Consider the following 19,402-nt stretch of genomic DNA (forward strand, 5'->3'; position numbering starts at 1 on the left):
CCAACGCGGGCCGGGGGGATGCCACCAAAAAGAGGTCGCGGGATTGTCGAATCCTCCGCTGGCACGGCGGGCCGGACGCGTCTAACGTTCCGATCGTGACGCCCGATGTTCCCGATGCCCGCCCGCCGGTGGAGGATGAGCGCGACTTGCACGTGAAGCCGCCGAAGACCTGGGCGGTGGGGCTGCCCGCCGTGACTTCGGCGATGGCCCAGGTGATCGCGAAATCCGGCCTGCGCGGGACCCGAGCGCTGCTCGACCTGAACCAGGCCGGCGGCTTCGATTGCCCGAGCTGCGCGTGGCCGGACCCGGACCGCGACCGCTCGATCGCCGAGTTCTGCGAGAATGGCGCGAAGGCGGTGGCCTCCGAGGCGATGGGCCGGACGATCGGTCGGGAGTTTTTCGCGGAGCACTCGGTGGCGGAACTGTCACGCCAGAGCGATGCCTGGCACGACCTCCAAGGGCGGCTGGCGGAGCCGATGCTGCTGGAGGAAGGCGGCACGCACTACCGACCGGTGACGTGGGACCGCGCCTTCGCGATCCTGGCGGAGGAGTTGAACGGGCTGGCCTCGCCGGACGAGGCGCTGTTCTACACCTCTGGCCGCGCCAGCAACGAGGCGGCATTCCTTTACCAGCTCCTCGCCCGCGCCTACGGCACCAACAACCTGCCGGATTGCTCGAACATGTGCCATGAATCGAGCGGTGCCGCCTTGAAGGCCGCGATCGGCGTGGGCAAGGGCACGGTGACGCTGGAGGATTTCCTGGAGGCGGAAACGATCCTGTGCGTGGGCCAGAACCCGGGCACCAACCACCCGCGGATGCTGACGACGCTGGCCGAGGCGGTGGCGAAGGGGGCGGTGCTGGTGGCGGTGAATCCGCTGAAGGAAGCGGGCCTCACCGGCTTCGCGCATCCGCAGCAGGCGCTCGGTTTGCTCGGGAAAACCTCGCCGCTGGCCTCGACCTACCTGCAGGTGAAAGTGAACGGCGATCTCGCGCTGTTCCGCGGGGTCGCGAAGGCGATCCTGGCGGCGGGCGGTGAGGATGGCCCGTTCCTGCACGAGCACGCCTGCGGCTACGAGGAGTATCGTAGCGAGTTGGAACGAACCGATTGGGAGCAGATCGAAACGCTGTCCGGGATCGCGCGCGCGGAGATCGAGGCGCTGGCGAAGCAGATGGCCACCGGCAAACGGCGGGTGATCACCTGCTGGGCAATGGGGCTGACGCAGCATCGCAACGCGGTGGCGACGATCCGCGAGATCGCGAACGTGCACCTGCTGCTCGGCGCGATCGGCCGGCCCGGCGCGGGGCTGTGTCCGGTGCGCGGCCACAGCAACGTGCAGGGCGACCGCACGGTGGGCATCTGGGAGAAGATGCCGGAGGGTTTCCTGGCGGCGCTGGACCGGCAGGCGGGCATCGTTTCGCCGCGCGCCCACGGCCACGACACGGTGAACGCGATCCTGGCGATGCACCGCGGCGAGGCGAAGGTGTTCTTCGCGCTGGGCGGGAACTTCGCGCAGGCCACGCCGGACACCGATTTCACCGCGGCGGCGCTGCGGAAGTGCCGCCTGACCTGCCACGTTTCCACCAAGCTCAACCGCAGCCACTTGGTTCACGGCCGCCGCGCGTTGATCCTGCCATGCCTAGGCCGCACCGAACGCGACGAAGGCCCGTGGGGGCCGCGCTTCGTCTCGTGCGAGAACTCGATGGGCGTGGTGCAGTCGTCGGAGGGTCGGCTCGATCCGGTGTCGAAGGCGCTGCTCAGCGAGGTCGAGATCGTCGCGCGGCTCGGCGAGGCAGTGGTGGGAGACAAGGGCAACATCCGCTGGCGCTGGCTGGCGGAGGATTACGACCGGGTCCGCGGCTGGATCGAAGCGGTGGTGCCGGGGTTCAGTCCCTACAACGCACGCATCCGCGAAGCCGGTGGCTTTTACCTGCCGAACGCGGCCAAGGAGCGGAAGTGGAACACGGACACCGCGAAGGCGAATTTCTCCGCGGGGCCGCTGGATGCTTTCGTTCCCGCACCCGGTTGCCTGGTGCTCCAGACGATCCGCAGCCATGACCAGTTCAACACCACGATCTACGGGCTGAACGACCGCTACCGTGGCATCGGCCATGCCCGGCGGATCGTACTGGTGAACCCGGACGACCTCGCGGAACGCGGGTTGAAACCGGGCGACACGGTGGACCTCACCAGCGTGTGGGACGATGGCGAGCGCGTGGCGGAGAAGTTCCAGGCGATCGCCTACGACATGCCCCGTGGCTGCGCGGCGGCGTATTTCCCGGAGGCCAACGCGCTCATCCCCGCGGGCAGCACCGCGACAGGCAGCAACACACCGACGAGCAAGTCGGTGTCGGTGAGGGTGACGCGGAGCGGGGTAGCGCGAAGCTGAGCTTCGCGTGCTTCTTGCGGGGCTTTGCGAAATGGGGTCGCCGCTATTCCATCCGGGCCGTTCCCTGCACGCGAAGCCAAGCTTCGCGCTACCTGGTGGGCGACAATTCGAAAGCGGAGCTTCCGACTACATCTTCAGCGCCGCCTGCCATTCGAGGTGCTCTCCCGGCAGGCCATGGGCGACGACCGCGGCGTGGACCGTCTCGAACGCGGGCTCGACGATCCCCTCGCGCGCGATCTGCACGTGGTCCGCTTCCCAGGCCGGGTTGACGTGTTTCGCGAGCACCCAGCACGCCCAAGCGCGGGCGGTGCGGCGCTCGATATCCCAGCCGCTCATGCGGGTGGCGAGGTGCTGGTAATGGCGGCGCGGATTGCCGAGGAAGCCACCGCCATCGTCCCGCCGCAGGATCCAGCCGACGGCCTGGTAGGGAATCGGGTGGTCCGCCAGCACCGTGGCATCGCGCCGATGGCAGAGGCTCGCGCCCATCGCGCGATTCAGCATCAGCAGCGCCTGCGCGGGAAGTTTCTCCAGCCAGCGCGATTGGCCGCAGTGGAGAGCCTGGCGGTAGAAGTCCGCGCCGCGCTCGCCATCACGGTAGGCCGCCAGCCGCGAGGCCGGATGCGAGTCCACACCGATGTCCGGCAGATGCGGACAGGGCACGGGCATCACGGAGTCGCCGGGCGCGGACATGGCCGGTAGTTTCGCTGGGAACGGCGGGGACGCAAGCCGCGGGTCCAACGGTTATGGAAGAGGAGTGCCAAGTACCGGGTGAGCAGTGATCAGAAAAGAGGGGGGGGCTTGACCCGGATGCAGGCGGCTTCCCAAGATCGGGCGATGGCGAGAGGGGATGTACATGCCGTTCCACGGAACAAGCGACGGAGGTTCGTGTGGACCGTCATCCTCGTGGCGATCGGGTCGGCGGCGCTGTGCAACTACACCGGTTGGCGGTATTCGACGGTGGCGTATCCGGTCGGGCCGTATGCGGTTCTGATCTGGTGGGGAGCTTTGCTATTGGCACCGCTGATGATGATGCGCGGATGGGATCTGCAATTGCGCCACGATCATCTCCCGGAACACGGGCGGGTGCCTTGGTGCTTCCGGGTGGTGACGGGTGTGGTCGTAATTTCAATCGTGCTGGTGGCCTTGCTGGAGAAGGTCGGCGACCGTTTGCCGTGGGTCTACCGATCCCACAACCATGACATCATCCGGTGGTTTCCAGACGGCCCGACCGGAAGAGATTATTCCTCTCCGCGCACCGCGGGCTTTTCAGAAGAACTAACCCCGACGTGGTCGCGCGGCATCAATTGGAATGGGTTCAACACGCAGCATGAACCTGTCGCGTTGCGGTTTTATCCCACGGGTGCCCCGTCCGCGTCCGGGTGGATCATCCACGCCGGAAACACCGTCATTCGCCGCGAGAGTGATGGCTACGCGGTGCCATGGACGGGCAAAGGGGTGGTCGAAGTGCTCTCCGATATCTCGGGCACATCGTTTCCACCAGACCAGCAGGGGCGCCTCGCCTCGGAGTTTGACACCGTGTGCGCGACATGGAGCAGCGGGCATTCGTTCACCCGGGGAAGCCACAATGGCTCCCGGCCACCGGCGTGGTTGGCATGGGCAGTCAGCGGGGTGGTCTGCCTGCTGATTTCCGCCGGAGTCTACGTCTCCGCGAAAGCGACGATGGGTGAGGCGCCGGGCGAAACGGCCGACCCCGGTTGATGCCGGGCACGAATGCTTGCGCTGGCCCTACTGTTCCGATGAACTGTCCGCCGCGCCATGAACCGCATCGACCGCCTCACCGGGATGATCCTGCTGCTGCAGAGCCACCGCGTCATCACCGCGGAGCAGATCGCGGCGCACTATGAGATCAGCGTGCGGACGGTGTACCGGGATCTGGCGGCGCTGGGCGAGGCGGGGGTGCCGATCCTGGCGGAGGCGGGGATGGGCTACAGCCTGATGCGCGGCTACCACATGCCGCCGGTGATGTTCACCGAGGACGAGGCGGCGGCCCTATTCCTGAGCGGGGAAATCGCCGACCAGATCGCGGATGAATCGCTGCGGGATTCACTGCGCGGGGCGCTGCTGAAGGTCCGTTCAGTATTGCCGGCGGAGCGCCGGGATTACCTCGACCGGCTTTCGAAGACGACGCGAGTGTGGCTGAAGCGCCCGACCCGCGCGGAGGACGAGGAGTGCCACCAGGCGCTGATGCGGCTGCAGGAGGCGGTGATCCGCCGCCGCTGTGCCGCGCTGCGCTACGATGCGGGGAACCGCGGCGAGATCACCACCCGGATGGTGGAGCCGCTGGGCGTGGTGTTCTACGGGCGGAACTGGCATCTGATCGCGTGGTGCCGGATGCGGAAGGCGATGCGGGATTTCCGGCTCGACCGGCTGGTGGACTGGGAGGTCACGGAGGAAATGTTCCACGGCCACGAGGACTTCTCGCTGCCCGCGTTCCTGGAGGACGTGATCCGCGGCAAGGAGCTGTTCCCCGCCACGCTGGTGTTCCACGCGCAGGCGATGGAACGGGTGCGCAACGAGCTGATGTGCTCGCGGGCGAAGGAAACGCGGCTGCCGGACGGGCGCTTCCAGGTGGACACGCTGACGGGTTCCTTCGAGTGGCTGGCGGGCTGGCTGATGGGCTTCGGGACGGCGGTGGAGGTGGCCGCGCCGCTGGAGTTGCGGGCGCAGGTGCGGAACCTCGCGTTCCAGATCGCGGAGGCCCACGCGGGGGCATTTGAAGATTCCGAAACGCTCCTGACATAGGGTTGTCAGTGGCATGGGTTTGGATGTGGGCGTTCCTCCGAACGAACGGGAACACAACCATCATCCCAAACACATCCATGAAAAAGAACGCCCTGAACTGGTTCGAAATCCACGTCTCCGACCTCGCCCGCGCCAAGCGCTTCTACGACACGATCCTGGACACCACGCTCCAGACCGTGGAGTGCGCCGAAAGCGGCTGCTCGATGGCGATCTTCCCGCACGAGCAGGGACAAGGGGTCGGCGGCGCGCTGACGAAGCACGACGAGTGCGGCCCCGCGGCCGGTGGCACCGTGGTCTATCTGAATGTCGAGGGCGACCTCGATGGCGTGCTGTCCCGCGTGGTGGCCGCCGGTGGCAAGATCGTCCGCGACCGCATGGCGATCCCGCCGCACGGTTTCATCGGCATCATCGGTGACACCGAAGGCAACGTGGTGGGCCTGCACAGCCTGTCTTGAACGGGCCGCGGTCCATCGCCGGATCAACCGCGAATGGACGCCAATGAACGCGAATGGAGAGGACCGGATGCCGGGAAGGCCAACCCGCTCCCACCCTTCATTCGCGTGAATTCGCGTTCATTCGCGGTCCGGAAGGAGGGACCTCACTTCTTCTTTTTGGTCCCGCGCTGGCGGGCACCGAACTTGACCTTCTTCGGGTCGAAGGGGATCGGGTCGTAGCCGGGGTTCATCCACTCGATGTCCCCGGCGAGCGCCTGCATGAAGGCGAAGGCCCCGCCGAAGTCCTCGGGCGGGCACGCGCGGTCGCCGCCGATCATTTCCGGGCCGCCTTCCGCGCCCTCGATCCTCTTTTCGAAGGCCACCTCGTGGATCCATTCGTCCGCGAAATCGTAGCGGTAGAGGATGCGCACGGGCGGGCGCTGGCGGCCGATGAACTGCTTGATGGTGACTTCCAACTCGTTCTGGAACTGGCCGATCACCATTTCATCCAAACCCACCGGGCCGATCACGTCGACGAGGCGCTTGCCCTTGCCGTGGCGGAACTCGTGCGGGTGCTTCGCTTCCCAGCCCATCGCATCCTGGATCGCCTCGTGGAGCTCGCGGAAGGTCGCGTCTTCCGAGATCGAAAACGACCGCCAGATCTGCGGGGTGATCTGGTAGAGGAAGACCTTGATGACGTATCGCGCGGCACTCACGGCGGGCAGCCTAGGAAATGCGGAATGCGTTCTGCAAGCTCCGTCGGGACACGCGATCCAGTGGGGCGAGGGTAACGTAGCTGAAAGCTCCGCTTTCAGGATGTAGGGGGAAGCTCCGGCTTTCCCTCTGCGGGGGAGGAGCTCGTTCGGCCGGTCCGCCACCGCCAACTGGAGCTGGCGGAGACGATCCGAAAGCGGAGCTTCCGGCTACAATCGCTTCAACCACGGCCGCGCGGCGAGCCACAGGATCGCCGGGACCACCAGGCTCAGCGCCATCGCCCAGCCCGGGGTGTCACGGCCGGCGGTGCCGATCCATGCGAACACGAAACCGGTGGGCACGCTGCCACACGCCACCGCCGCCAGGAAACGCCCGAACGGCATTCGTACGGCGCCCGCCGTACATGACAGCGCCTCCGGCAACACCGGCAGCGCCCGAGACAGGGCGATCATCCACCCTCCGCCGCCGGAGAACAGCCGGTGGCTGCGCTCGAAATCCTTCTCCCCGATCCATTTCCGCGCGGTGCGTTCCGGCAGCAGCCTGCCCACGCCGTAGCCCGCGATCCCCGCGCCGATCGAGCCCGCGGCGGCGAGCAACCCGCCAACCGCCACGCCATAGACGTAGCCGAGCGCGGACATCACCACCGTGCCGGGCACCGGCAGCAGCAGGTCGGACACCAGCAGTCCCGCCCCGGCGAGACCGCCCCAGCCGGGACGCGCCTCCAGCCACGCGACCGTGGCCTCGCGGCTGAACATGGTTTCAAAACGACCACCCCACGCCAGCCACGCGGCGATCACCAGCCCGGCGAAGAGCAGGAAGATGAACACGATCCGGTTCATCGCGGATCAGCCCGCTTGGGTCATGGCGCGCTTGAAGGCCGCGAGGTCCACCTGTTCCAGGTAGTGCCGCAGGTTGGGATAGACCCCGGCGTGGTAGCCGTAACGCGGATCGGTGAATTCGGCGATCGCCCGCTCCCGGGGCCATCCCTGCACCGCCATCCGGTAAAGCGCGACCACGGTGCCGGTGCGGTCGGAGCCGTGCCAGCAATGGACCAGCACCGGGCCGGGCGCGTCCTTCAGGATCTTCACCGCACGGGCGAGGTCCTGTTCCGGGATGGATCCGGCGTTCATCCGCACGCGCTGGAGTGAAAGGTGGGAGCCCTCCGCCTTCGCGGCGTCGCTGTGCCACTCGCGCAGGTTCAGCACGGTGGTGATGCCCTGCTGCCGCAGTTCGGCGAAATCGGTGGCCTCGGGTTGGGCGGAGCGCCAGACCTTGCCATCCACGCGGGCCAGGTTCGCGGGCAACGCGGAGGCCGGGATCACCAGCAGACCGGACAGGGCGAGGGCGCGGAGAAGGCTTGGCACGGGCCGATCCCTACCTGCAAATGCGGCCATGGACAAGGAAGTGCTGGTGAGGTCGGAGGCGGGGCGGGAAATGTCCGACCGGGTGGCGGTGGAGGAGCCGCTGCAGATCACGGTGGACGGCCATCCGGTGGCGGTGGTGATGCGCACGCCCGGCCACGATGCCGACCTCGTCCGCGGCTTCCTGCTGACGGAGGGGGTGATCCGCCAGCTCGCCGACCTGCGCGCCATCGACCTCGATTCCCGCCCGAACCACGCGCTGGTGTTCCTGCGCGATGATGCCGAGTGGGACGTTTCCCGGTTCTCGCGGAATCTGTTCAGCGCGTCGTCCTGCGGCATCTGCGGCAAGGCCAGCATCGAGGCGGTGATGCGCGAGCTGCCGCCGCTGGCACCGGGACCGGTGATCCCGGCGGAGGTGCTACTGCGAGCTCCGGATCTGATGCGGGAAAGCCAGACGACCTTCGAAAGCACCGGCGGGCTGCACGCCTGCGCGTGGTTCACCGCCACCGGCACCCTGCGGCTGATCCGCGAGGACGTGGGCCGCCACAACGCCACCGACAAGGTGATCGGCGCGGCCTTGGCCGAGGAGGTGCCGCTTCACGAGGGCTTCCTGATGGTGTCCGGCCGCGTGTCCTTCGAGATCGTCCAGAAGGCGCTGGCCGCGGGTGTGGCGGTGGTGGCCGCGGTGTCCGCGCCCTCCTCGCTGGCGATCGAGTTCGCGGCGCAATCCGGCATGACGCTCGCGGGTTTCCTGCGCCCGCCGCGGTTCAATGTCTACACCGGTGGGGAGCGGATCGGGTGAAGCCAGGTTTCTGCAAGCCCCGTAGGGGCGACGTATCCTAGCCGGTGGAGGAAGCCCTGATCTTTATACACATCGTGGACTCTGTATCCCCGAAGGGGATGACAGCCCAAGTAGCCGGAGGTTGAGGAGCCTTGGCGACGACACCTCCGGTTGGGGCGGGAAAGGTCATTCGATCCCGAAGGGGATCGCAGCCGGGTTCACAGGCCTGTGGAATCCATTGCCCATTTCTCGCGGAGAGCCGGGGCACGCGCTTCTCGCACGCCCTCCGGGGTGCCTGTCATGATCCGCGGGTCACCCGGTGGCAGCGTCGCTACGCTCCTTGCCGACCGGCTAATTTCTCCCGCCCCTGCCGGGGCGAAAGAGTGCTCACTCTCGATATGCGATGTGTATAAGGATCAGGGCGGAAGCCACCGGCTAGGATACGTCGCCCCTACGGGGCTTGAAGAGGGGTCTCACCCCATTCGGTTCAGCCTAGCGAATGAGGCCAAGCTCAGCGCTACTTGAACTCCCCTCCGGAACCTGCCATGCTGCCGGATCATGAACTGGAAGCGCCTGCTGCTGGTGGTGTCCGCGCTCGTCATCGCCGCCTGCCATTATGACAAGCCGCTGGGGCCCGCCGCCGGGCTGGAAGCTCCCGCGGGCCTGGTGGGGCGCTGGAAATTCCAGGCCGATCCCGCGGACAATGACAAGGAGGACGGCTTCCTCGTGGTCCACCGCACCGCGGAGAAGCGGCTGGTGATCGACCACCAGGTGAGCGCCACCGAGCACTGGTATTTCACCGGCTACCCGTGCCTGGCCGGGCATCCGGAGATCTTCGAGCTCCAGTTCCTCGGCGATTCCACCGGCAAGCCGAACACCGAGAAGCCGTTCCTGATCGTGCGGGCGAAGCTCGATGGCGACACCCTGAGCTGGTCGACGCTCGACACCGACAAGCTCGCTCCCGGCGACGATGCCGAGGCGTTCCGCAAGGCGCTGACCGCCGCCGTCGAGAAGAACGCCGACGTGTTCGTGAAACCCCAGGCCTGGAAGCGGGAAAAGGTGGCCGAGCCGAAGTGACCGGGCCGCCGCGGTTTTCGGGTTCGACGCCCGCGTTCCCGTCCGCGACACTCCGCGCATGGCGATGATCGGTGAGCGGGCGGAGTTGAAGGTGGTGCGGGAACAACCGTTCGGCATCTTCCTCGATGGCGGGGACCTCGGCGAGATCCTGCTGCCGCGCCGCGAGATGCCGGTGAAATGGGCCATCGGTGAAACCGTCGACGTGTTCCTCTACCGCGATTCCGAGGACCGCCCGGTCGCCACGCTGAAGGAGCCGAAGGTGAAGCCCGGCCAGTTCGCCTACCTCGAGGTGCTCCAGATCACCGGCGTCGGCGCGTTCCTCGATTGGGGCCTGCCGAAGGACCTGCTCGTGCCCTTCCGCGAACAGAAGGACCGCCTGGAAATCGGGAAGTCCTACGTCGTGTTCTGCTACCTGGACGAGGACACCGGCCGCATCGTGGCGACCAGACGCCTGTCCCGCCATCTGGATCAAACGAAGCCTCCCTACCGCGAGGGCGACGAGGTGGACCTGCTGCTCTACGGCAAGACCGAGCTGGGCTACAAGGCGATCGTCAACGGCCGCCACACCGGCCTGCTGTTTGCGAACCAGGTGTTCCGCCGCCTGCGGGCCGGGGAGCGCACGAAGGGCTACGTCGCGCTGGTGCGGGACGATGGCAAGCTGGACCTCAGCCTGGAACCGGCGGGCCGCGAGCGCATTTCCTCGCTGGAGGCGAAAATCCTCCACGAGCTGGAAGGCCGCGGCGGCTGGTGGGAGTTGCACGACAACTCGCCCGCCGAGGAGATCAGCAAGGCGCTCGGCGTGAGCAAGCGCGCCTTCAAGCAAGCCACCGGCGCGCTCTTCCGCCAGCGCAAGATCCGCATCGAGCCCAATGGGCTGCGGTTGCTGTGAGGAGTTGAGGCTTTAGCCGAGGAAGGTCTTCCGGGAGGCGGAGGCTCTGGAGAGGCGAAGGTCCAGCCGGGATGAAGGAAGGCGACGGCACCACCGCCAACATCCCGCCCTTACAGGGCTCGATCCCTTCCCCCATGAGCCCCGGGGCGATGCCCCGGGCTGTCACATGACGCCCCGTTGGGGCGAAAGACAAATGCTTGAACCGAAGCCAGCGCGAAACAAACTGGCCGACGTCATGAAGATCGCCACCTTGCTCGCTGGTTGGATGATGATGGCTTCGGCCGTCACCGGAGCGGAAATCTCGGTCAACTCGTTCTTCGGGGAGGGATTCGGCACGACCTTCTCGAAGAAGGTGGTGTTCAAGAAGAAGACCACCCGGAGCCCGAAAGGCTATCCCGATTCCGAGTGGCTCGTCTTCAAATCCAAGGACGCTCCGATGACCGAGGGTATCCAGATTGGATTCTGGAACAATTTCGACAGGGAGAAGCTCCAGGCGCTGATCGAAAAAAGCGCGGGCACCGAGGTGAATGTGATCGCATACGAAACCATCCACGCGCTGGGTGAGCCCAAGCGCGGCCCCGGCATGCCGAAGCAAACCACGGAGGAGTACTTTGCCGAAGCGGATCAAGGAGCCGAACCCTGGGCGGTCAGGCGGGTGCTGATCATCATGAAAATGGAGACGGAACCGCCGAAGTGACGAGTTTTGCCGCTTTGGGATCGGGACGTCGTTTCCTTTGCGAAACGACGTCCACCGCCCGGTCGCCCCGGCGGTGCGGACCTACCCGCGACCCTACTTCTTCCCCTCGCGGATCCACTGCTCCAGCACGCCGAGCGCGACGCGATCGGGAACATTGCGGGTGAGCGGGGGCATTTGCTCGGTGAGGGAGGTGGAGGCGAGGCGGTGGTGGAGGATCGATTTGGAAACGTCTCCGGGGGCGACGATTTTCGCACCGTCGAGGCCGAGGGTGTTCCGCACCTCGCCGCCGAGGATGCCCTGGCTGGCGAGCGGGGTGTCGAAACGGGCGTCCCACAGCGCGCCGGTACCGTTCGGGCGATGGCATTGGGCGCAGTTGGCATCGAGGTAGGATCGCACGCGGGTTTCCACGGACGCGGCCTTGTCGGTGAGGGCGACGGTGTGGGAGTAGCCCTTGATCGCGCTCTCATCCAATCCGGTCTTGAACATCTGGAGGTAGCTCCAGGTGCGGAGCTGGTTGTCGGTGTTGCCGCCGGGATAGGCGTGGGGGCCGTTGAGCTGGCGGGTCTTCGGGCCGAGCACGAAGCCGGCGTTCGGCGTGTGGCACATGAAACACACGCCGCGGGCCGGGTAGTTCCACGTTTGCTCGCGGGGGGTGCCGGAGGCATCGGTGACCTTCAGCACCTCGTCCTGACCGCCTTCTGGAACGAGGTCGGCGTCGGTGTTGTCGGAGCGCCAGCGGTAGGACGCGCCGTAGCCGAAGGCTCCAGTGGCATCGAGCACCAGCACCCGGGTTTCCAAGCGACGGGCGGCAATGTCGAAGTGCTGCACGAACACGGTGCCGCCGGGCCAGGTGAACTCCCCGGTGGGCGAGAAGCCGACCTTGCCGGTGGGTGGCAGCGCGACCCAACGCTGGGCGCGCGCCCCATCCGCCCACGCCGGGCTGTTCAGCGAGTAGGGCACGAAGCCGGGCTTCGGCGTCAGATTGCGGTCGGTGAAAATGCCGGTGGCGGAGAGCGTGGCGGGCAGCCCGGCGTCCGCGGTGGCGGGGAGTTTCAAGCCGCTGACCGGCGGGCGCTCGTCGAGGCCGTAGGGCGTGGTGCCGGTGACCTTGAGCGTGACGCGGGTCACGGTGCTGGCGGTGAGGCCGGGCTTGGCGGCGATGGCCTTGAGCGTGGTGTCCGCGGTGACGCGGAGGGGCGCGCTGTAGACCGGCGAGGCCTCGGTCGGCTCCTTGCCATCGAGCGTGTAGCGGATGGTGACGCCGGGGGTATCACTGGCCAGGCGCAGTGTGACCGGGCCGGTGAAGGTGCCGCCTTCCGGCGTGGCCCGTGGGGCGGCGACGCCATTGGCGATGTCGAAGGCGGCGCTGGTGACCTCCGCCTTGCCGGTGCTGGCGCGGAGCGTGTAACCGCGGCCGGGTTGGTCGATGGCGAGCGCGGGGAAGGAAGCCACTCCATTGACCGCGGTGGCGGTGGTGGTGCCGAGCAGTTTCCCGGTCCCGGGATTGCCCGGACTGGCCTGGAGCGTGAGGGTGATCGTGTCGGTGGCGGTGGAGACCGTTTTGCCGTCCGGGGCCTGGAGGGCGACCTTCACCTCGCCGAGCGGGGTGCCGACATTCGCACCCGCGGGCTGGCTCAGGATCGCGAGCTTGGTTGGTTGACCGCCGCCGGTGAAGCGCACGCGCCACAGCGAGCCGTTCTTGCTGATCGTGTTCGCGGCATCGGAGCCGCCGGGGGTTCCGGCGCGCTCGATGTACCACAGCGCGCCATCCGGGGCGGTGGCCACGCTGATCGGGCGGTCGATGCCGGTGGCGAAATCGAGCCGCGTTTCCGGCTTCGCGGGGTCGATCAGCTTGATCCAGCCGCCGTAGTCGCTGAAGAAGAACTTCCCGTTGTAATCGGCGGGAAACGAGTCCGGGCCGCGCTTGGCAGGATCGTAGAAATCCCCCGCGCACAATGCCACGCCCTTGCCGCTGCCATGGTCGTAGGCGTAGGCCGGAGCGCGGTAGCCGGGCGGCTGCTTCTGGTTCTTCGGCGGGCCGTCGATGTCCGGCCAGCCGTAGTTCACCGCCTGCGGGGTGCCGGTGGTGTCGTAGCGTTCGATCTGCTCGTAGTTCGCGCCGACCATGCTCAGGTAGAGCAGGCCGGTGCCGGGCTGCACGGCGATGGAAAAGGGATTCCGCAGCCCGAGCGCGACGATGGCGCGGTTCTGGCCCTCGAACTCGCGGTAGCTGGGGTTGTCGGTCGGGATCGAGCCGTCCTTGTTGAAGCGCAGCAGCTTGCCGAGCAGGTTGCCGCTGTTCTGGGCGTAGCCGCCGTTGGCGTTCTCGCCGGTGCTGACGTAAAGCTTGCCGTCCTTGCCGAACCGCAGGCCGCCGCCGTTGTGCCAGCCGATCTTGGAAAGGTCCGTGAGTTCCACGATCACCGTTTCGCTGGCGGGATCGATGGCGCCGCCCTTGATCGTGAAGCGGCTCACGCGGTTGTTGCTGGACTGGTGGCTGGCGTCGTCCGGCTTGCGGTTGTGGGTGTAGTAGACGTAGATCCAGCCATTGCGGGCGAACTCCGGATCGAAGCACACGCTCAGCAAACCGCGCTCGTTCCAGCTATCCACCTTCGCGGTGAGGTCGAGCAGCGGCTTGTCCGCCAGCTTGTCGCCCTCGATCACGCGCAGCAGGCCGTGCTTCTCGCAGAGGAACAGGCGCCCGTCCGGCGCGAAGGTCATGGTGGTCGGGTTCAAGCCGGTGGCCACCCGCGTTTCGGCGAATCCGGCGGGCAGGTTCGCGGCCCGGGACAAGGGGGCCAGAGCCGCCAGCAGGGCCAGCCAGGACAGGGGACGGGAGGGTTTCAGGATCGGCATGGGTTTGTGGAGTGCAATGAAATGAGCCGGGACTACGGCGGCAAGACCACCGCGCTAACAGAAAACCGCGCCGCGGGCGATTGTCGCTTTGTTCAGGAAGGCATCCAGAGGGGGCTCTGGATTTGGAGTGCGGCGAGGCATCGCCGCTTTGGGTGCCGGAGAGAATCGACGGGATTGGCAGCGGAGCTGTGGAAGAAGGGCTGGAACCAAGGATGAGGTGATTCTGGAACGTGGGAGCGGGTTGGCGAATGCAGGTGTTGCCCCCGGCGATACTTCGCCTCCGCTCAAAGCGGCGATGCCTCGCCGCACTCCAAATCAGAAGAACCCGGGAAGCACGCTTTCTCTTCCTAGCCCCTGGCCCCTCGAGGGCCGACCGCACGCGCCACCCTGCCTCCCGGTCAAAAATACGCAGAAACCCGAAATGCGCCGCCCGCCCGCGCCGTAGGGCTTGGTTGACGCCAACCGGGCCCTTGCCTACGTTGGCAAAAGCCCTACACCCATGAAACCCTTTCTCGTCCGATGGACCGTGGCCGCGCTTGGCCTGATCGCGGCCGCCCCGATGGCCTATTCGCAAGGCGCGAAGGCCCCGAAGGATGATCCGGCTTTCGCCAAAAAGGCCGCGCTGACCATCGACCAGCACGTGGCGAACTGGTACCGGAAACAGAAACTCCCGGTCCCCGCCACCACGGACGACGCCACCTACCTGCGGCGCGCCTTCCTCGTCACCATCGGCCGCATCCCCACCGGCGAGGAGGCCCGCGATTTCCTCGAAATCTCGGACCCGAACAAGCGCCAGGAGCTGGTCAACTACCTCCTCAATTCCCCCGGCTACGGCAGCCACCTCACGAACTGGACCTTCGACCTGCTGCGGCTGGCCGACCAGCGCGTGGGCGGTGGCGGCGCGACCATGGCCCCGTACCGCGACTGGGTCCGCCGCGCGATCGACAGCGACATGCCGTGGGACGAGTTCGTCCGCCGCCTGCTCTCCAGCACCGGCGATGGCTGGGACCCGGAGACCGCCTCGGTGGGCTACTACACGCGCGACCGCGGCATGCCGCTGGACAACATCGCGAACTCGATGCGCATCTTCCTGGCCTCCCGGATGGAGTGCGCCCAGTGCCACGACAACCACGCCAGCCCGGATGAGAAACCGGAGCGCAAGGACTTCTACGAGCTCGCCGCCTTCACCAACGGCCAGAAGGAAAAGAACCAGCAGCTCATGCAGCCGCTGTGGAACGAACTCACCCGCGAGGACGGCCGCCGCGGCCCGGACTACTCCGCCGCCCAGGTGCTGTGGGACCGCGTCTACGGCATGAGCCTCGATGGCGGCGGCTCCGGCCGCATCTCCCTGCCCCAGGACTACCAGGCCGAGTACCACAACGGCAAACCCGGCGACCTCGTCGGCGGACGCACGCCCTTCGGCAAGATCGTGATGATGTCCGACCGGCGGGATGAGAACAACGGCCGCGAGAAGCTCGCCGACTGGGTCGTCACCAAGACCGGCCCGCAGTTCCCCTCCAACATCGCCAACCGCCTGTGGAAACGCGTCATGGGCAAGGCCGTCTACGAACCCGTGGACACCTACGTGGAGGCGGAGAAATCCAACTACCCGGAGCTGATGAACTACCTCCAGCAGCTCATGGTGGACCTCCAGTTCGACATGAAGGCCTACCAGCGCGTGCTGCTCTACACCCGCACCTTCCAGTTCGCCACCAACCCGGACAACTCGATCGTCCCCGGCGGCGATGACTTCCACGGCCGCAAGATCGAGCGCCTCGGCTCCGAGCAGATCTGGGACTCGCTCATCACCCTGGCCGGCGGCAATCCGGACCTGAAACCGCGCCGCACGCTCGACGACCGCATCATGGTCGGCGGCCGGCCCGTGCTCGTCGGGAAAAAGAACATGGTCCAGCTCTCCAAGGAGGTCCTCGCGCTCCAGAAGGAGGCCGACGTCCGCGCCTACTTCCAGAAATTCCTCCAGGAGGTGAAGGCCGATGGCGGCGGTGGCGGCGACTCGATGATGATGGGCGGCGTGCGCACCTACAACAAGGACGCCCAGGTCCGCGCCTCCGAGCTGCCCTCGCCCGCGCCCGGCGACCACTTCCTCTACCTCTTCGGCCAATCGAACCGCGAGGTGGTGGATGCCTCCAGCCGCGAGCCGAACGTCGGCCAGGTGCTCTCGCTCATGAACGGCTTCGTCCAGCGCCAGCTCGTGAACAACCCGAAGGCCGCGCTCTACAAGAACCTGGAAGGCGCCTCGTCCGACCCCGAGAAGATCCGCCGCCTCTACCTCGCCATCCTCAGCCGCCCGCCCACCGACCAGGAAATGGGCTGGATGCTCGATGAAGTGAAATCCTCCCCGGAACGCGGCTACCGCAACATCGTCTCCGCCCTCGTGATGTCCTCCGAATTCCTCTTCCTGCAATGAACCTGCCCGACAACATCCCGCACGGCGACGAGCCGACCCGCCGCCGCTTCATGGCCACCGCGGCCCGCATGTGCCTCGGCGTCCACGTCCTGCCGTTCTTCAGCGCCGCCATGGCCTCCGCCGCCGGCACCGCCGCGCCCGCCACCGGCCCGAAGGGCAAGGCCAAGCACGTCATCTACCTCTACATGAACGGTGGCATGAGCCACCTCGACACCTTCGACCCGAAGCCGAAGAAGAAGGACGTCATGGGGCCGATGGAGGTGATCCCGACCAAGGTCGACGGCATCCAGGTGGGCCAGCACCTGCCGAAGACCGCCGCGATGATGGACAAGATCACCGTCATCAACTCGATGAACTCCACCCAGGGCGCGCACGAGCAGGGCACCTACATCATGCACACCAGCTACGCGCTGCGTGGCACCATCAAGCACCCCGCGCTCGGCGCGTGGGTCCTCCAGCTCGGCGGCCGCATCAACCAGGACATCCCCGGTTTCGTCGCCGTGGACAGCTCCGCGGAATTCGCCAGCGGCGGCTTCTTCGGGGCGAAGTTCGGCGCGGCCCTCGTCGGCAACGCCACGGATGGCCTTCAGGATTCCAAACGCCCCGGCGAAGTCCCGCAGGAGGACTTCGACCGCCGCCTCTCGCTCGCCGACAAGCTCAACAAGCAGTTCCACGACAAGTACGCCAACGCCGACGTGAAGGCCTACGAGGAACTCTACCGCGAGGCCATCCGCCTCATGAACAGCAAGGACCTCGCCGCCTTCGACATCCGCCAGGAGACCGAGGAAACCCGCAAGCTCTACGGCACCGGCCGTTTCGCCCAGGGCTGCCTGCTCGCCCGCCGCCTCGTCGAGCACGGCGTCCGCTTCGTCGAGGTCCAGCTCGGCGGCTGGGACACCCACTACGACAACTTCACCGCCGTCCAGGGCCGCTGCCAGGAATTCGACCAGGCCTACGCCGCCCTGCTGGAGGACCTCCACAAGCGCGGCAAGCTGGAAGACACCCTCGTCGTCGTCGCCACCGAGTTCGGCCGCACGCCCACGATCAACACCGAGCACAAGATGGGCCGCGACCACCACCCCGAGGCCTTCACCTGCCTCCTCGCCGGCGGCGGCGTGAAAGGCGGCTTCAAGTACGGCGAGACCGATGCCTCCGGCACCAAGGTGAAGGACAAGCTGGTCAACGTGCAGGACTTCAACGCCACCATCGCCGCCGCCCTCGGCCTGCCGTGGAACCTCACCATCATGTCCCCCAGCCAGCGCCCCTTCCAAATCGCCGACAAGGGCAAGCCCATCGCCGAGGTGTTCGCGTAGTAGCACAAGCATTCCTGCTTGTGGGTGGGAAGAGCCGCGGAGTCCCTCGCGCGGCCGGTCCGCCTTGGAGGGGCTGGGGGCTAGGGGGAAGAAGAAGAGCGCTCCTCTGGTTTCTTCTCTTGTCTTCCCTGACCCCCAGCCCCTGTCACCTAGCCCCTCTAAGGCCGACCGGACCTACATGGGGATTCGCGGATCTCCCCCGCCCACGTTCTCCCGAACGCGGCTACGTTGGAAAAGCCCCTCACCGACGGACTGAACGAGCAAGGAACTTCGCCAGTGCTCCCCACCCACAAGCAAGGAATGCTTGTGCTACTTAGCCACCACCCTTCCTTGAACGATTCCCGGCGAAATGCTCGTTTCCCTCAGTCCCGTGAAAGCCCTCGCCCTGTTCGCCCTCCTGCCGCTGGCCGCGTCCGCGGAAAAGCCCTTCGTGCTGCGCGTGATCGACGCGGAAACGAAGCGCCCGGTGCCGCTGATCCGCGTGACCACCACCCACCAGCTCAGCGAGTTCACGGACAACGCGGGCATGGCCACCTTCGACGATCCGGACCTGCTCGGCCGCGAGGTGTGGTTCGGTCTCTCCGGCCACGGCTACGAGCTGAAGGCGGATGGCTTCGGCAACCGCGGCGTGCGCCTCACCCCGCGCCCGGGCGAGTCCGCCACCGTGGAGATCCGGCGGCTGCTCGCCGCCGAGCGTATCCAGCGCCTCACCGGCGGCGGCCTGCTCTACCACCAGCAGCGGTTCACCGGCGCCAGCGTGCCACCGCCCGCCGGGCTGGTCTTCGGCTGCGATACGGTGGACACCGCGGAGCACGGCGGGAAACGCTACTGGCTGTGGGGCGACACCAGCCGCCCCGGCTACCCGCTCGGGAATTTCGACACCACCCTGGCCACCACCGCGCCGGTGGCGAAACCCGACGAGCCGGTCCGCTACGACTACTTCACCCAACCCGATGGCTTCGTGAAACGCGCCGCCCCGATCGCCGGGACCGGCCCCACCTGGCTGGGCGCGCTGGTCTCGCTGAAGGACCAGGCCGGCAAGGCCCACCTGGTGGCCAGCTACGCCAAGATCAAGCCGCCGATGGACACCTACGAGCGCGGCCTGTGCGAGTTCGACGAGGCCGAGCAGGTCTTCAAGAAGGTGCTCGCGCTGCCGCTGGACTCGAAGCGCTTCCCGGACGGCCACGCCTTCCGCCACGACGGCCGCGTGTTCTTCGGCCAGGCCACCCCGGCGCTCTCCATCCCGGACAACTACGAGGCCTGGCGTACTCCGGCGAGCTACACCGCGGTGGCCTGTGACACCGCCTTCACCGATGCCACCACCGGCAAGCCGGTGAAGGCCCACAACGGCTCCGTGGCCTGGAACCCGTGGCGGAAGAAATGGACCAGCGTTTTCACCGAGAGCAACGGCACCTCCGCACTCGGCGAGATCCGCTACGCCGAGGCGGACACCCCCCAGGGCCCGTGGCGGAAGTGCGTGAAGATCGTCACCCACGACCGTTACACCTTCTACAATCCCCTCCAGCACCCGGAGCTGGCGGAGGACGGCGGGCGCGTGATCTGGTTCGAGGGCACCTACACCGCCACCTTCTCCGGCAACCCCGATCCCACCCCGCGCCACGATTACAACCAGGTGCTCTACCGTCTCGATCTCGCCGACCCGCGGATGAAGGCGGCGATGGAGTAGGTGCGGCGGCCACCG

General features: G+C 67.0%; 16 protein-coding genes. 11 read left to right on the forward strand and 5 right to left on the reverse strand.

The features are described from left to right. The first annotated feature begins 95 nt into the window (after nt 1–95). Nucleotides 96–2,387, forward strand: a complete 2,292-nt coding sequence (locus tag llg_RS04700) for an FdhF/YdeP family oxidoreductase (protein WP_338288380.1) — start codon at nt 96–98, stop codon at nt 2,385–2,387. A gap of 126 nt (nt 2,388–2,513) precedes the next feature. On the opposite strand, the gene llg_RS04705 is transcribed toward llg_RS04700, so the two are convergent. Then, a complete protein-coding gene (locus llg_RS04705; protein ID WP_338288381.1) occupies nt 2,514–3,077 on the reverse strand; it encodes a hypothetical protein in 564 nt (187 codons plus the stop codon). A 195-nt stretch (nt 3,078–3,272) separates the two neighbouring features. Between llg_RS04705 and llg_RS04710 the strand changes: the two genes are divergently transcribed. The 3 genes from llg_RS04710 (at nt 3,273) to llg_RS04720 (ending at nt 5,605) form a co-directional block, all read left to right on the forward strand. Continuing rightward, nucleotides 3,273–4,106, forward strand: a complete 834-nt coding sequence (locus tag llg_RS04710) for a hypothetical protein (protein ID WP_338288382.1) — start codon at nt 3,273–3,275, stop codon at nt 4,104–4,106. A gap of 57 nt (nt 4,107–4,163) precedes the next feature. Then, nucleotides 4,164–5,150, forward strand: coding sequence for a YafY family protein (locus llg_RS04715; RefSeq protein WP_338288383.1), 987 nt, complete (start codon nt 4,164–4,166; stop codon nt 5,148–5,150). A 77-nt stretch (nt 5,151–5,227) separates the two neighbouring features. After that, the gene (locus llg_RS04720) at nt 5,228–5,605 is read left to right on the forward strand and encodes a VOC family protein (RefSeq protein WP_338288384.1); all 378 of its coding nucleotides are present in this window, start codon (nt 5,228–5,230) and stop codon (nt 5,603–5,605) included. A 143-nt stretch (nt 5,606–5,748) separates the two neighbouring features. Here llg_RS04720 and llg_RS04725 read toward each other — a convergent pair whose 3' ends face one another. From llg_RS04725 to llg_RS04735, 3 genes are all read right to left on the reverse strand, one after another. Beyond that, entirely contained in the window at nt 5,749–6,300 is a 552-nt protein-coding gene (locus llg_RS04725) for a plasmid pRiA4b ORF-3 family protein (protein ID WP_338288385.1), read from the reverse strand. Between the two features lie 207 nt (nt 6,301–6,507). Further along, nucleotides 6,508–7,137, reverse strand: a complete 630-nt coding sequence (locus llg_RS04730) for a VTT domain-containing protein (RefSeq protein WP_338288386.1) — start codon at nt 7,135–7,137, stop codon at nt 6,508–6,510. Between the two features lie 6 nt (nt 7,138–7,143). Then, complete coding sequence (locus llg_RS04735; protein WP_338288387.1) at nt 7,144–7,662, reverse strand: tyrosine-protein phosphatase; 519 nt, start codon at nt 7,660–7,662, stop codon at nt 7,144–7,146. A gap of 28 nt (nt 7,663–7,690) precedes the next feature. Between llg_RS04735 and fdhD the strand changes: the two genes are divergently transcribed. From fdhD to llg_RS04755, 4 genes are all read left to right on the forward strand, one after another. Continuing rightward, nucleotides 7,691–8,461, forward strand: a complete 771-nt coding sequence (fdhD, locus tag llg_RS04740) for a formate dehydrogenase accessory sulfurtransferase FdhD (protein ID WP_338288388.1) — start codon at nt 7,691–7,693, stop codon at nt 8,459–8,461. A 537-nt stretch (nt 8,462–8,998) separates the two neighbouring features. Beyond that, entirely contained in the window at nt 8,999–9,517 is a 519-nt protein-coding gene (locus tag llg_RS04745; RefSeq protein ID WP_338288389.1) for a hypothetical protein, read from the forward strand. Nucleotides 9,518–9,575: 58 nt separating this feature from the next. Then, nucleotides 9,576–10,406, forward strand: coding sequence for a S1-like domain-containing RNA-binding protein (locus llg_RS04750; protein WP_338288390.1), 831 nt, complete (start codon nt 9,576–9,578; stop codon nt 10,404–10,406). A 235-nt stretch (nt 10,407–10,641) separates the two neighbouring features. Continuing rightward, entirely contained in the window at nt 10,642–11,103 is a 462-nt protein-coding gene (locus tag llg_RS04755) for a hypothetical protein (RefSeq protein ID WP_338288391.1), read from the forward strand. A 93-nt stretch (nt 11,104–11,196) separates the two neighbouring features. Here the strand turns inward: llg_RS04755 and llg_RS04760 are convergent, their stop codons facing one another. Continuing rightward, nucleotides 11,197–13,959: a PQQ-dependent sugar dehydrogenase gene (locus llg_RS04760; protein WP_338288392.1), complete on the reverse strand. Its 2,763-nt coding sequence runs from the start codon at nt 13,957–13,959 to the stop codon at nt 11,197–11,199. Between the two features lie 499 nt (nt 13,960–14,458). Here llg_RS04760 and llg_RS04765 point away from each other — a divergent pair, with 499 nt between their 5' ends. The 3 genes from llg_RS04765 to llg_RS04775 all read left to right on the forward strand — a co-directional run bounded on the left by llg_RS04765 (nt 14,459) and on the right by llg_RS04775 (nt 19,387). After that, nucleotides 14,459–16,387, forward strand: a complete 1,929-nt coding sequence (locus tag llg_RS04765) for a DUF1549 domain-containing protein (protein ID WP_338288393.1) — start codon at nt 14,459–14,461, stop codon at nt 16,385–16,387. Continuing rightward, nucleotides 16,384–17,700, forward strand: coding sequence for a DUF1501 domain-containing protein (locus llg_RS04770; protein WP_338288394.1), 1,317 nt, complete (start codon nt 16,384–16,386; stop codon nt 17,698–17,700). Before llg_RS04765 ends, llg_RS04770 begins: the two co-directional genes overlap by 4 nt. Nucleotides 17,701–18,070: 370 nt before the next feature. Beyond that, a complete protein-coding gene (locus llg_RS04775) occupies nt 18,071–19,387 on the forward strand; it encodes a hypothetical protein (protein WP_338288395.1) in 1,317 nt (438 codons plus the stop codon). The last annotated feature ends 15 nt before the right edge of the window (nt 19,388–19,402 follow it).

This window comes from Luteolibacter sp. LG18 (assembly GCF_036322585.1).
In the GTDB taxonomy this organism is placed as follows: Bacteria; Verrucomicrobiota; Verrucomicrobiia; order Verrucomicrobiales; family Akkermansiaceae; genus Luteolibacter.